The sequence below is a fragment of the Zoogloea sp. GW822-FHT05C07 genome (assembly GCF_058800215.1).
Window position 1 is genome coordinate 1,300,508 of the sequence record NZ_CM179510.1, and the last position, 14,001, is coordinate 1,314,508.

Consider the following 14,001-nt stretch of genomic DNA (forward strand, 5'->3'; position numbering starts at 1 on the left):
AACTTGGCTCGCTTGGCGCGACCAGTTTTGGATCCCGTTCGGGTTGATTGGACTTGCACGGAACCGTGCAAGAGCAAAGACAGCAATAATAATGGCTTGCCAATCACTTGGCAAGCCATTTCTACAACATCAACTACTTAAACCGCCACAACCTGCTCGAGAACCTTGGTCACTCGCCAGGTCTTGGTCTTGGAGATCGGGCGGGTTTCCTCGATTTCGACGAGATCGCCTTCCTTCGCAACACCAGCCTCGACGTGGGCATGGTACTTGGCAGTGCGCTTGATCACCTTGCCGTACAGCGGATGCTTCACACGACGCTCGACCAGGACGGTCACGGTGTTCGTCATCTTGTCGCTGACAACGCGGCCGACTTCGACGCGCTTGTTTTTCACTTGTTCAGTCATTTCGCACCCGCCTTCTGACGAAGAATGGTCTTGACCCGAGCGATATCCTTACGGACCTTGCCGAGCTGCGAAGTGTTGCCCAGCTGCTGCGTGGCAAGCTGCATGCGAAGGCTGAATTGAGCCTTCAGCAGCTCGAGCAGTTCAGCGTTGAGCTGGCCGGCGTCTTTCGCCTGCAATTCCGAAGCTTTCATGATTTACCCCACCATCCGGACAACAAAGACGGTTTCGATCGGAAGCTTGGCGGCAGCAAGACGGAACGCCTCACGAGCCAGGGCCTCATCAACACCATCCATCTCGTAGAGAACCTTGCCGGGCTGAATCTCGGCAACCCAGTATTCCGGACTACCCTTACCGTTACCCATCCGCACTTCCGCCGGCTTCTGAGAAATCGGCTTGTCCGGGAACACACGAATCCAAATACGACCGCCACGCTTGATGTGACGGGTCATCGCACGACGAGCAGACTCAATCTGACGAGCAGTGAGACGACCACGCCCAACCGCCTTCAGACCGTACTCGCCAAAGCTAACCTTGGCACCGCGGGTGGCGAGACCCTTATTGCGGCCCTTCTGCTCCTTACGATACTTCCTTCTCGACGGCTGCAGCATCATTCACTCCTGCTTCTTTCTTGGTCCGTTTTGCGCCATCAGCCTGATCGCCGCCAGTGCGGCGCGCGGGCCGCTTGGCACCCGGCTTGCTGTCGGCACCCTCATTGCGACGACGGCCACGACGGGCTTCACCCTCGTTCTCCGTCGCAGCGGGCTGCTCGTTGCGGGCGAGCGCCTCGCCCTTGTAAACCCACACCTTGATGCCGATGACACCGTAGGTAGTGTGAGCTTCGGAAACACCGTAATCGATGTCGGCACGCAGGGTGTGCAGGGGCACACGACCTTCGCGATACCACTCGGTACGGGCGATTTCCGCGCCGTTCAGGCGGCCAGAGCTCATGATCTTGATGCCTTGGGCACCCAGACGCATTGCGTTCTGCATCGCACGCTTCATCGCGCGACGGAACATGATCCGCTTGACCAGCTGCTGAGCGATAGAATCGGCGATCAGCTGAGCATCGGTCTCGGGCTTGCGAACTTCTTCGATGTTGACGTGAACCGGCACACCGATGATGCCCTGCAGATCAGCCTTCAGCTTTTCGATGTCCTCACCCTTCTTGCCGATCACAACACCCGGACGGGCGCTGAAAACGGTGATACGGGCGTTCTTGGCAGGACGCTCAATGACGACGCGGCTCACGGAAGCGTGGGCAAGCTTCTTCTTCAGATGCGCGCGAACCTTCAGGTCCTCGTTGAGCATCGTGGAGAAGTCGCTACCAGCAGCAAACCAACGAGAGCCCCAGTTACGCGTTACCGCCAGGCGAAAGCCAGTCGGATGGATTTTCTGTCCCATGGGTTCCCCTTACTCTCCGACCGTCACGTAGATATGGCAGGTCGGCTTGCTGATCCGGTTGCCACGACCCTTCGCACGCGCAGTAAAACGCTTCAACGTCATGCCCTGCTCGACGTAGATCGTCTTGACACGCAGCGAGTCGATATCGGCGCCGTCGTTATGCTCGGCGTTGGCGATAGCGGACTCGACAACCTTCTTGATGATTTTCGCGCCCTTTTTGGGCGAGAAGGTCAGAATATTCAGCGCCTGCTCAACAGTCTTGCCGCGCACCAGGTCAGCCACCAGGCGACCCTTTTGTTCCGACAGTCGAACGCCGCGGAGAATGGCTTTGGTTTCCATTGTCATTACCCCTTAGCGCTTGGCCTTCTTGCTCGCAGCGTGACCCTTGAACGTACGGGTCAGCGCAAATTCGCCGAGCTTGTGACCAACCATGTTTTCGGAAACGTACACCGGAATGTGCTGACGACCGTTATGCACGGCGATGGTCAGACCCACGAAATCCGGAAGCACAGTGGAGCGACGCGACCAGGTCTTGATCGGGCGCTTGTCATTCGAGGCCCGAGCCGCATCCACCTTCTTCAGGAGGTGAGCATCGATGAACGGGCCCTTCTTAATAGAACGTGCCATGTCTTACCTCTTATCGCTTGTGCCGACGCTGAACAATCATGGAGTCGGTACGCTTGACGCTACGGGTACGATAACCCTTGGTCGGCTGACCCCACGGACTGACAGGCACGCGGCCCTCGCCCGTACGGCCTTCACCACCACCGTGCGGGTGATCGACCGGGTTCATAGCCGTACCGCGAACGGTCGGGCGGATACCACGCCAACGATTCGCACCGGCCTTGCCGATCTTGCGCAGGCTGTGCTCTTCGTTACCCACTTCCCCGATCGTCGCGCGGCACTCGATGTGCACGCGACGGATCTCACCAGAGCGCAGACGAACCTGAGCGTAAATGCCTTCACGAGCCAGCAGCTGAACGGAAGTACCGGCAGCGCGTGCGAGCTGAGCACCCTTACCCGGGATCATTTCAACGCAGTGCAGCGTCGTACCAACCGGAATATTCCGGATCGGCAGCGTATTGCCAGCCTTGATCGGAGCCTCGGAACCGCTTACCACGACCTGACCGACAACCAGGCCCTTCGGCGCAATGATGTAACGACGCTCACCATCGGCGTAGCACAGCAGCGCGATGTTGGCAGAGCGATTCGGGTCATACTCGAGACGCTCGACCTTGGCGACAATGCCGTCCTTGTTGCGACGGAAATCGACGACACGGTAGTGCTGCTTGTGACCACCACCCTTGTGACGCGTGGTGATGTGGCCGTTGTTGTTACGACCGGCGGTCTTCGACTGCTTCTCCACCAGGGAGGCGACAGGTGCGCCCTTGTGAAGGCCGGCGTTAACCACCTTAACCACGGCACGGCGGCCAGCGGAAGTCGGTTTGACTTTAACGAGTGCCATCTTGCTTACTCCCCGGCCGCGAAGTTGATTTCTTGGCCCGGCTTGAGGCTGACGTAAGCCTTCTTCCAGTCTTTACGACGACCGAAAACCTTGCCGAAACGCTTTTGCTTGCCCTTAACGTTCGCAACCTGGACAGCCTTCACTTCCACTTTGAACAGAAGTTCGACTGCAGCCTTGACTTCAGGCTTGGTGGCGTCGCTGGCAACGCGAAAAACGACCTGCTCGTTCTTGTCGGCGATCAGGGTCGCCTTCTCAGAGATCTGCGGGGCGAGCAGCACCTGCAGCAGACGCTCTTCCTTGAATGCGCTCATTGCCAAATTTCCTCCATCTTGGCGACGGCACCCTTCGTGACCAGCACGTTCGGGAAGCGCACCAGGGACACCGGATCGGCCTCGCTGACTTCCAGCACGAGCACGTTCGGCAGATTCCGGGACGACAGGTAAAGATTCTCGTCGAAGGAATCGGTGATCACGAGGACCGATTCCAGACCGAGATTCTTCAGCTTCTGAGCCAGAAGCTTGGTCTTCGGAGCCTCGACGGCAAAATCTTCAACAACCGACAGGCGACCATCACGAGCGAGCTGCGACAAAATGGCAGCCACACCAGCGCGGTACATCTTGCGGTTCACCTTGTGGGAGAAGTTCTCGTCCGGCTTGTTCGGGAAGGCACGACCGCCCCCACGCCAAATCGGGCTGGAACTCATACCGGAACGAGCACGACCCGTACCCTTCTGACGCCACGGCTTGTGGGTGGTATGAGCAACTTCATCACGCCCCTTCTGGGCACGATTGCCAGAACGGGCATTAGCCATATAGGCAACGACGACCTGATGAATCAGGGCTTCGTTGTATTCACGGCCGAACAGTGCGTCGGACGCCTGCAGGGTTGCAGACGACTGACCCTGTTCATTCAACAGCTTCAGTTCCATCGCGCTTCCCCTCAGTTGCCAGCCTTGACAGCCGGACGAACAACCACGTCGGCACCGTCATGACCGGGCACGCCGCCCTTGATCAACAGCAGACCGCGCTCGACATCAACGCGAATCACTTCGAGGTTCTGCACCGTGGTATTCGCGGCACCGAGGTGACCGGTCATACGCTTACCGGGGAACACACGACCCGGATCCTGCGCCATACCGATGGAGCCCGGAACGTTGTGGCTACGGGAGTTACCGTGGGTCGCACGACCGGAGGCGAAGTTGTGACGCTTGATGGTACCGGCATAGCCCTTACCAATCGAAACACCACTCACATCGACCTTCTGACCAACCGCAAAAATATCGACGCCAACAACATCGCCAGCCTTCAGGGAAGCCAGGCGGTCGGTATCGACACGAAATTCCTTAAAAACATGACCAGCTTCGACACCTGCCTTGGCAAGATGCCCGGCAGCCGCCTTATTGACGCGACTAGCACGCCGAACGCCAAAGGTCACCTGAACGGCGGAATAGCCGTCCGTTTCAGCCGTTTTGATCTGGGTCACACGGTTATTGGACACATCCAGCACAGTCACCGGAATGGATTGACCATCCTCAGCAAAAATGCGAGTCATGCCCACCTTGCGCCCGACAAGGCCTAGACTCATTTTATTCTCCTTACCCTGGTTGCGATTGACCAGGACCGATTGTCATCAAAAACTGCGCCAAAAAGCGCAAGGGCCGGATTATACCGGCCCTTGCGCATTTAGCGCAATAGATTCGATTACTGCAGCTTGATTTCGACGTCAACACCGGCCGGCAAATCGAGCTTCATCAGCGCGTCGACGGTCTTGTCGGTGGGATCCACGATATCCATCAGACGCAGATGAGTACGAATCTCGAACTGGTCACGGGAAGTCTTGTTGACGTGCGGGGAGCGCAACAGGTCGAAGCGCTCAATGCGAGTCGGCAGAGGCACGGGGCCACGGACGACTGCCCCGGTACGCTTCGCAGTATCCACGATCTCAAGGGCGGACTGATCAATGAGCTTGTAGTCGAAAGCCTTGAGGCGGATACGGATCTTTTGGTTTTGCATGTTATTTCCCAAAGAGCAGACGGTGCGGCACACCATGCGCCGCACCCGAAAAGCTATTACTCGATAACCTTGGCAACGACACCAGCGCCGACGGTACGACCGCCTTCACGGATGGCGAAACGCAGACCTTCTTCCATGGCGATCGGAGCAATCAGCTTGACAGTCATGGAGATGTTGTCGCCCGGCATGACCATCTCGGTGCCTTCCGGCAGGGAGATCGAACCGGTCACGTCCGTAGTACGGAAGTAGAACTGCGGACGGTAGTTATTGAAGAACGGGGTGTGACGGCCGCCTTCTTCCTTCGACAGCACATACACTTCACCAGTGAAGTGGGTGTGCGGCTTGATGGAACCCGGCTTGCACAGCACTTGGCCGCGCTCGACGTCTTCACGCTTGGTGCCGCGCAGCAGCACGCCGACGTTGTCGCCAGCCTGACCCTGATCCAGCAGCTTGCGGAACATTTCCACGCCGGTGCAGATCGTCTTGACGGTCGGCTTGATACCAACGATCTCGATTTCTTCACCAACCTTGACGATGCCGCGCTCAACACGACCGGTCACCACAGTACCACGACCGGAGATGGAGAAGACGTCTTCGATCGGCAGCAGGAACGGCAGATCGATGGCACGTTCCGGAGTCGGGATGTAGGAATCCAGAGCATCGGCCAGACGGAAGATGGAGGGCTCGCCGATATCGGACTGATCGCCTTCCAGCGCCTTCAGGGCGGAACCCTTGACGATGGGCACGTCATCACCCGGGAAGTCGTACTTGGAGAGCAGCTCGCGCACTTCCATTTCGACCAGCTCGAGCAGCTCTTCGTCGTCAACCATGTCGCACTTGTTCAGATAGACGATGATGAACGGCACGCCAACCTGACGGGCCAGCAGAATGTGCTCACGGGTCTGCGGCATCGGGCCGTCAGCAGCGGAACACACCAGGATCGCGCCGTCCATCTGGGCTGCGCCGGTAATCATGTTCTTCACGTAGTCCGCGTGACCCGGACAGTCAACGTGAGCGTAGTGACGGGTCTCGGTTTCGTATTCGACGTGCGCGGTGTTGATGGTGATACCACGAGCCTTTTCTTCCGGCGCCGCATCGATCTGGTCGTAGGCCTTTGCCTCGCCGCCGAACTTGCGCGACAGAACGGTCGTGATTGCAGCCGTCAGCGTGGTCTTGCCATGGTCAACGTGACCAATCGTACCAACGTTCACGTGCGGCTTTTTCCGCTCGAACTTTTCCTTTGCCATTGCTTGATCCTTGTCTAATTTCGATTAATTACTTGCGATTGCTGATAACGGCTTCCGCGACACTCTTCGGCGCTTCAGAGTAGTGCTTGAACTCCATGGAGTAGGTCGCACGACCCTGGGTCAGGGAGCGGAGCTGCGTAGCGTAACCGAACATCTCGGCCAGCGGAACTTCCGCCTTAACTTCCTTCATGCCGCCAGGAATGTCATCCATACCCTGAACAATGCCGCGACGGGAGGACAGATCACCCATCACGTTACCCATGTAGTCTTCCGGGGTCTCGACAACAACCGCCATCATCGGCTCAAGCAGAACCGGATTGGCCTTGCGCATTGCATCCTTGAATGCCATGGACGCAGCCATCTTGAAGGCGTTTTCGTTGGAGTCAACGTCGTGGTAAGAACCATCGAACAGCGTGACCTTGACGTCAACCACCGGGAAGCCAGCCAGCACGCCATTCGGCAGCGTCTCCTGCAGCCCCTTGTCGACCGCCGGGATGTATTCACGAGGAACAACACCACCCTTGATCGCATCGACAAATTCATAACCCTTGCCGGTTTCGTTCGGCTCGAGCTTGATCCACACGTGACCGAACTGACCACGGCCGCCGGACTGCTTGACGAACTTACCTTCCTGCTCGACCGCCTTGCGAATGGCTTCGCGGTAAGCAACCTGAGGAGCACCGACATTGGCCTCAACGTTGAATTCACGCTTCATGCGGTCAACAATGATCTCGAGGTGCAGCTCACCCATACCCGAGATGATGGTCTGACCGGACTCTTCATCGGTACGCACACGGAAGGACGGATCTTCTGCAGCCAGACGCCCCAGAGCAATACCCATCTTCTCCTGGTCGCTCTTGGTCTTCGGCTCAACGGCAACGTGAATCACGGGATCCGGGAACTCCATGCGCTCGAGGATGATCGGCGCATCCGGATCACACAGGGTTTCACCCGTAGTAACTTCCTTTAGACCCACACAAGCAGCGATGTCACCAGCCAGAACCTCCTTGATTTCTTCACGCTCGTTGGCGTGCATCTGCAGGATACGGCCAATGCGCTCCTTCTTGTCCTTGACGGAGTTCAGGACGGTGGCTCCAGAGTTCAGCACGCCGGAGTACACGCGCACAAAGGTCAGCTGACCAACAAACGGATCGGTCATCAGCTTGAAAGCCAGCGCAGCAAACTTCTCGCTATCGGAAGCCTTGCGCTCGACAGCCTTACCATCATCATCCTCACCCTGGACCGGCGGAATATCGACCGGGGACGGCAGGAATTCGATGACGGCGTCCAGCATGCGCTGCACACCCTTGTTCTTGAACGCGGTACCGCACAGCATCGGCTGGATTTCACAGGCGATGGTGCGGGTACGAAGACCAAACTTGATCTTCTCTTCGGACAGGTCACCGTTCTCGAGGTACTCGTTCATGAGCTCCTCGGAAGCCTCAGCAGCGGCCTCGACCATCTGCTCACGCCAGGACTGGGCATCAGCCTCCAGCTCGGCGGGGATGTCGACATACTCGAACTTCATACCCTGGGAAGCCTCATCCCACAGGATGGCCTTCATTTTGATCAGGTCAACCACACCAGTGAAGGTATCTTCAGCACCGATGGGAATCACGACCGGAACCGGATTGGCCTTCAGGCGGGTCTTCATCTGGTCGACGACCTTGAAGAAGTTGGCGCCGGAACGGTCCATCTTGTTCACGAAGGCAAGGCGGGGCACCTTGTACTTGGTAGCCTGACGCCACACGGTTTCAGACTGAGGCTGAACACCACCCACGGCGCAGTACACCATGCAGGCACCGTCAAGCACACGCATCGAACGCTCGACTTCAATAGTGAAGTCCACGTGTCCCGGGGTATCGATGATGTTGAAGCGATGCTCTGGGAGGTTCATTTCCATGCCCTTCCAGAAGCAAGTAGTTGCAGCGGAGGTAATGGTAATACCCCGCTCCTGCTCTTGCTCCATCCAGTCCATGGTGGCAGCGCCATCGTGAACTTCACCGATCTTGTGGTTCACACCCGTATAAAAAAGGATGCGTTCCGTCGTGGTGGTTTTGCCGGCATCAATGTGAGCCGAGATACCGATATTACGGTAGCGCTCGATCGGGGTCTTCCGTGCCACAGTGCTAACCTTGCCTTCCTGAATTTGCGAGCCCCGCAAGACGGAGCCCGTACAGATACTTACAAATAAGTCGAGCCCCTTTCAGGGCCCGACTTAGACTTCATCGAATATCAGAAGCGGTAGTGCGAGAAGGCCTTGTTGGCTTCAGCCATGCGGTGCACTTCTTCACGCTTCTTCATCGCGGCGCCACGGCCTTCAGCAGCCTCGAGCAACTCACCAGCCAGGCGCTGGGCCATGGACTTCTCGGAGCGCTTGCGGGCGGCCTCACGCAGCCAACGCATGGACAGAGCCATACGACGGGCCGGACGCACCTCGACGGGCACCTGATAGTTGGCACCACCAACACGGCGGCTCTTCACTTCCACGACCGGGCGAACATTGCTCAGCGCAGCGGAGAAGACCTCGAGGGGATCCTTACCAGCGGCCTTGGCAACGATGGCGTCGAAAGCGCCATACACGATACGCTCAGCGACGGACTTCTTGCCGCTCTGCATAATGGCGTTAATGAACTTGGAAACATCCTGGCTACCGAACTTCGGATCGGGCAGGACTTCACGCTTGGGTACGTCACGGCGACGGGGCATGATTGACTCTCGCTATTCTTTGAATGCCGACAATTAAGACTTCTTCGGGCGCTTGGCACCGTACTTCGAGCGGGACTGCTTACGCCCCTTGACGCCCTGCAGGTCGAGGGAGCCGCGCACGATGTGGTAACGCACACCAGGCAAGTCCTTAACCCGGCCGCCGCGGATCAGCACAACGGAGTGCTCCTGCAGGTTGTGACCTTCACCACCGATGTAGGAGATCACTTCGAAGCCGTTGGTCAGACGAACCTTGGCAACCTTACGCAGCGCGGAGTTCGGCTTCTTCGGAGTGGTGGTGTAAACGCGGGTGCAAACACCACGCTTTTGCGGGCAAGCCTCGAGCGCGGGGACCTTGCTCTTGGAAACGGGCGCCTGCCGGCCCTTACGAACGAGTTGATTAATTGTTGGCATAGCTAAGAATTTCCCAAAACACCGAGGCAGCCCGCCAGGGACCGCCTCGGATGGTTATTCCGGCTGCGACTGACTACGATTGGCCAGTCCGCAAAAAGAGGCCGGAGTATATCGCCTTCGTCAAGTTTCCGTCAACCGGCATGCGGAGCATTTTCGGCTTCCGAAGCCTCTACCCGCGGTTCCCAAGCGTGCCCTTCACCAAGATCTTCGCCCAGCGTCTGGGCTTTACGATTGCGGTGATAGGCCAGACCGGTACCTGCCGGAATCAGACGGCCGACAATGACGTTTTCCTTGAGGCCACGAAGCTCGTCACGCTTGCCGAGAATTGCAGCCTCAGTCAGCACGCGGGTCGTTTCCTGGAAGGAAGCTGCAGAGATGAACGAATCGGTAGACAAGGACGCCTTCGTAATACCCAACAACAAGTAGCTGTAGTTGGCCGGCAACTTGCCTTCGACAACGATCTTATCGTTCTCGTCCAGGACTTCCGCACGCTCGACCTGCTCCTCGCGGATGAAACCGGTATCGCCCGGGTCCGTGATCACCACACGACGCAACATCTGGCGAACGATCACCTCGATGTGCTTGTCGTTGATCTTCACGCCTTGCAGTCGATACACGTCCTGCACTTCATCGATGATGTAGCGGGCCAGTGCCTCGACACCCTGCAGACGCAGGATGTCGTGCGGGTCCGCCGGACCGTCGACGATCAGCTCGCCCTTGTTCACAACTTGACCGTCGTGAACCATGACGTGCTTGTCCTTCGGGATCAGAAACTCATGGACCGCGCCATCCGGCTCGGTGATCACAAGACGCTGTTTGCCCTTGGTGTCCTTGCCGAAGGAAACGGTACCCGTCACCTCGGCGAGAACGCCGGCATCCTTCGGAGCGCGAGCCTCGAAGAGTTCTGCCACACGCGGGAGACCACCGGTAATGTCGCGGGTCTTCGCGGATTCTTGCGGGATACGTGCCAGCACGTCACCCACGGACACTTCCTGACCGTCCTTCACGGTGATCAGCGAACCGACCTGGAACGTGATCGAGACGGCGTGCTCCGTCCCGGCGATCCGCACTTCCTCGCCCGTCTCTGTGAGCAGCTTGACCTGCGGACGCACACCCTTGGCCGAGCTGGCACCACGACGCTTGGCGTCGATGACCACCAGTGTGGACAGGCCGGTCACTTCGTCGATCTGCTTGGCGACGGTGACGCCCTCTTCCACGTTCTCGAACTTAACGAAACCGGCGTACTCGGTGATGATCGGACGGGTATGCGGATCCCACGTTGCGAGTTGCGTGCCAGCCTTGATCACCACCCCCTCGTCGACGGACAGCGTGGCGCCGTACGGGATCTTGTGGCGTTCGCGCTCGCGGCCCATTTCGTCGGTGACGACGACTTCGGCCGAACGGGAGATGACGATCTTCTCGCCCTTGGCGTTGGCCACGTAACGCATGTTCTGCGTAAAGCGAATCACACCAGCGGACTTGGCTTCGACGGAGCTTGCCGCCGCAGCCCGGGATGCAGCACCACCCACGTGGAAGGTACGCATCGTCAGCTGGGTACCCGGCTCGCCGATCGACTGGGCTGCGATCACGCCGACCGCCTCACCGGCATTCACCAGGGAACCACGGCCCAGATCGCGGCCATAGCACTTCGCGCAAAGACCGTAGCGGGTCTCGCAGGACAGCGGGGTGCGCACGCGGACTTCGTCGATACCGACGCTCTCGATGAGCTCTACGGCATCTTCGTCCAGCATGGTGCCGGCTTCGATGACGGTTTCCTGGCTGTCCGGGTTGACCAGATCGTCGGTAGTGACGCGGCCGAGAATACGGTCGCGCAGCGGTTCGACAACCTCGCCACCTTCGATTAGCGCCTTCATCAGGAAGCCGCTCTTGGTGCCGCAGTCATCCTCGATGACAACCAGATCCTGCGTCACGTCCACCAGACGACGGGTCAGGTAACCGGAGTTCGCGGTCTTCAGCGCCGTATCCGCCAGACCCTTACGGGCACCGTGGGTGGAGATGAAGTACTGCAGAACGTTCAGACCTTCGCGGAAGTTGGTCGTGATAGGCGTTTCGATAATGGAGCCGTCCGGCTTCGCCATCAGGCCCCGCATACCGGCCAGCTGACGGATCTGCGCAGCGGAGCCCCGTGCGCCAGAGTCGGCCATCATGTAGATGGAGTTGAAGGACTCCTGCTTGACCGTGTTGCCGTTGCGATCGACGACATCTTCCTGGCCGAGCTGGTCCATCATCGCCTTGGCGACCTGGTCACCAGCACGACCCCAGATATCCACCACCTTGTTGTAGCGCTCACCGTCGGTAACCAGACCGGAGGTGTACTGCTGGGCGATTTCCTTGACTTCCTGTTCGGCGGCCTGGATCAGCGGGTGCTTGAGTTCAGGCACCAGCATGTCCTTAACGGCGATCGAGATGCCGGCGCGCGTCGCCAGGCCGAAACCGGCCTGCATCAGCTTGTCGGCGAAGACCACCGTGGCCTTCAGGCCACAGCGACGGAAGGAGGCGTTGATCAGCTTGGAGATCTCCTTCTTCTTCATCGGCTTCTGCAGCACGCTAAAGGGAAGGCCGGCCGGCAGGATTTCCGACAGGATCGCACGGCCGACGGTAGTCTCGTGGCGGGTGATCTTCTCGATCGTCTCGCCTTCGGGGCCGAGATCCCATTCCTTCAGACGGACGATGACTTTGGCGTGCAGGGACACCTGACCAGATTCGTAGGCGCGCTTGACTTCGCCCACGTCGGCAAAGGCCATGCCCTCACCCTTGGCATTCACGCCAACACGCGTCGCGTAGTACAGACCCAGCACGATATCCTGGGACGGCACGATGATCGGCTCGCCGTTGGCGGGGGACAGCACGTTGTTGGAGGCCAGCATCAGCGTACGGGCTTCCATCTGCGCTTCCAGCGACAGCGGCACGTGAACTGCCATCTGGTCACCGTCGAAGTCGGCGTTGAAGGCAACGCAGACCAGCGGGTGCAGTTGCAGGGCCTTGCCTTCGATCAGGGTCGGCTCGAAAGCCTGAATACCCAGACGGTGCAGCGTCGGCGCACGGTTCAGCATAACCGGATGTTCGCGGATCACCTCTTCGAGGATGTCCCACACCACCGGCTCCTGGCCTTCCACCATCTTCTTCGCCTGCTTGATGGTGGTCGCGAGACCCATCAGCTCCAGCTTGTTGAAGATGAAGGGCTTGAACAGCTCGAGGGCCATCAGCTTGGGCAGGCCGCACTGGTGCAGCTTGAGCTGCGGGCCCACGGTAATAACCGAACGACCGGAGTAGTCGACGCGCTTACCCAGCAGGTTCTGACGGAAACGACCGCCCTTACCCTTGATCATGTCGGCCAGGGACTTGAGCGGACGCTTGTTGGCGCCGGTCATGGCCTTGCCGCGACGACCGTTGTCGAGCAGGGAGTCGACGGACTCCTGCAGCATCCGCTTTTCGTTGCGGACGATGATTTCCGGTGCCTTCAGCTCGAGCAGACGCTTCAGACGGTTGTTCCGGTTGATGACGCGACGGTAGAGGTCGTTCAGATCGGAGGTCGCAAAGCGGCCGCCATCCAGCGGCACCAGCGGACGCAGGTCCGGCGGTAGCACGGGCAGCACTTCGAGGATCATCCAGTCCGGCTTGATGCCGGACTGCTGGAAGGCCTCGAGCACCTTCAGGCGCTTGGAGATCTTCTTGATCTTGGCTTCGGAACCGGTGGTTTCCAGCTCGGAGCGGAGCTTCTCGATCTCGTGGGGCAGATCGAGGCTGCGCAGCATCTCGCGGATACCTTCGGCGCCCATCAGCGCGATGAAGTCGTCACCGTACTCTTCGACCTTGGCCAGGTAGTCGTCTTCCGACAGGATCTGGGCACGGTTCAGCGGGGTCATGCCGGGATCGGTGACCACGTAGGCTTCGAAGTACAGCACGCGCTCGATGTCGCGCAGGGTCATGTCGAGCACCATGCCGAGACGGCTCGGCAGGCTCTTCAGGAACCAGATGTGGGCGACCACCGAGGCCAGCTCGATGTGCGCCATGCGCTCACGGCGGACCTTCGACAGCGTCACTTCGACGCCGCACTTCTCGCAAATCACACCGCGGTGCTTGAGGCGCTTGTACTTGCCGCACAGGCACTCGTAGTCCTTCACCGGGCCAAAGATCTTGGCACAGAAGAGGCCATCACGTTCCGGCTTGAAAGTCCGGTAGTTGATGGTCTCAGGCTTTTTCACTTCGCCATACGACCAGGACCGGATCGTCTCGGGAGACGCCAGGCTGATGGTAATGGCATCGAACTCTTCCTCGTTCGGCAGGCTTTGCTTGAACAGATCAGCGAGCAAACTTTTCATCAATCACTC

Annotated in this window: 16 protein-coding genes; all 16 read right to left on the reverse strand. The window is 58.9% G+C overall.

Going from position 1 to position 14,001, the window contains the following annotated elements; all coding sequences use genetic code 11:
* Positions 1 to 137: 137 nt before the first annotated feature.
* Positions 138 to 404, reverse strand: coding sequence for a 30S ribosomal protein S17 (gene rpsQ / locus AC3QL2_RS06185; RefSeq protein ID WP_493231782.1), 267 nt, complete (start codon positions 402 to 404; stop codon positions 138 to 140).
* The gene (gene rpmC, locus AC3QL2_RS06190) at positions 401 to 595 is read right to left on the reverse strand and encodes a 50S ribosomal protein L29 (RefSeq protein ID WP_079432655.1); all 195 of its coding nucleotides are present in this window, start codon (positions 593 to 595) and stop codon (positions 401 to 403) included. Before rpmC ends, rpsQ begins: the two co-directional genes overlap by 4 nt.
* Before the next feature lie 3 nt (positions 596 to 598).
* Positions 599 to 1,012, reverse strand: a complete 414-nt coding sequence (gene rplP, locus AC3QL2_RS06195; RefSeq protein ID WP_079432654.1) for a 50S ribosomal protein L16 — start codon at positions 1,010 to 1,012, stop codon at positions 599 to 601.
* Positions 981 to 1,805, reverse strand: coding sequence for a 30S ribosomal protein S3 (gene rpsC / locus AC3QL2_RS06200; protein ID WP_481119508.1), 825 nt, complete (start codon positions 1,803 to 1,805; stop codon positions 981 to 983). Before rpsC ends, rplP begins: the two co-directional genes overlap by 32 nt.
* A gap of 9 nt (positions 1,806 to 1,814) precedes the next feature.
* Positions 1,815 to 2,144 carry a 50S ribosomal protein L22 gene (gene rplV, locus AC3QL2_RS06205; protein WP_079432652.1) on the reverse strand — a complete coding sequence of 110 codons (330 nt, stop codon included), beginning with the start codon at positions 2,142 to 2,144 and terminating at the stop codon, positions 1,815 to 1,817.
* A 12-nt stretch (positions 2,145 to 2,156) separates the two neighbouring features.
* Positions 2,157 to 2,432, reverse strand: a complete 276-nt coding sequence (rpsS, locus tag AC3QL2_RS06210) for a 30S ribosomal protein S19 (RefSeq protein ID WP_011767136.1) — start codon at positions 2,430 to 2,432, stop codon at positions 2,157 to 2,159.
* A 10-nt stretch (positions 2,433 to 2,442) separates the two neighbouring features.
* Positions 2,443 to 3,270: a 50S ribosomal protein L2 gene (gene rplB / locus AC3QL2_RS06215; RefSeq protein ID WP_493231780.1), complete on the reverse strand. Its 828-nt coding sequence runs from the start codon at positions 3,268 to 3,270 to the stop codon at positions 2,443 to 2,445.
* Between the two features lie 5 nt (positions 3,271 to 3,275).
* Positions 3,276 to 3,581 carry a 50S ribosomal protein L23 gene (gene rplW, locus AC3QL2_RS06220; protein ID WP_079432650.1) on the reverse strand — a complete coding sequence of 102 codons (306 nt, stop codon included), beginning with the start codon at positions 3,579 to 3,581 and terminating at the stop codon, positions 3,276 to 3,278.
* Positions 3,578 to 4,198, reverse strand: a complete 621-nt coding sequence (rplD, locus tag AC3QL2_RS06225; protein WP_493231778.1) for a 50S ribosomal protein L4 — start codon at positions 4,196 to 4,198, stop codon at positions 3,578 to 3,580. The genes rplW and rplD overlap by 4 nt, the downstream gene beginning before the upstream one ends.
* 11 nt (positions 4,199 to 4,209) lie before the next feature.
* A complete protein-coding gene (gene rplC, locus AC3QL2_RS06230) occupies positions 4,210 to 4,854 on the reverse strand; it encodes a 50S ribosomal protein L3 (protein ID WP_493231776.1) in 645 nt (214 codons plus the stop codon).
* 116 nt (positions 4,855 to 4,970) lie between these two features.
* The gene (gene rpsJ, locus AC3QL2_RS06235) at positions 4,971 to 5,282 is read right to left on the reverse strand and encodes a 30S ribosomal protein S10 (protein ID WP_079432648.1); all 312 of its coding nucleotides are present in this window, start codon (positions 5,280 to 5,282) and stop codon (positions 4,971 to 4,973) included.
* Positions 5,283 to 5,338: 56 nt separating this feature from the next.
* Positions 5,339 to 6,529, reverse strand: coding sequence for an elongation factor Tu (gene tuf, locus AC3QL2_RS06240; RefSeq protein WP_493231764.1), 1,191 nt, complete (start codon positions 6,527 to 6,529; stop codon positions 5,339 to 5,341).
* 28 nt (positions 6,530 to 6,557) lie between these two features.
* Complete coding sequence (gene fusA / locus AC3QL2_RS06245; RefSeq protein WP_493231775.1) at positions 6,558 to 8,654, reverse strand: elongation factor G; 2,097 nt, start codon at positions 8,652 to 8,654, stop codon at positions 6,558 to 6,560.
* A 110-nt stretch (positions 8,655 to 8,764) separates the two neighbouring features.
* On the reverse strand, positions 8,765 to 9,238 hold the full coding sequence (gene rpsG / locus AC3QL2_RS06250) for a 30S ribosomal protein S7 (protein ID WP_079432646.1): 474 nt from the start codon (positions 9,236 to 9,238) through the stop codon (positions 8,765 to 8,767).
* Between the two features lie 33 nt (positions 9,239 to 9,271).
* Positions 9,272 to 9,649 (reverse strand): 30S ribosomal protein S12, encoded by a 378-nt coding sequence (gene rpsL / locus AC3QL2_RS06255; protein WP_493231773.1) that lies wholly within the window; start codon positions 9,647 to 9,649, stop codon positions 9,272 to 9,274.
* 131 nt (positions 9,650 to 9,780) lie between these two features.
* Positions 9,781 to 13,992, reverse strand: a complete 4,212-nt coding sequence (gene rpoC / locus AC3QL2_RS06260; protein WP_493231771.1) for a DNA-directed RNA polymerase subunit beta' — start codon at positions 13,990 to 13,992, stop codon at positions 9,781 to 9,783.
* Positions 13,993 to 14,001: the final 9 nt, after the last annotated feature.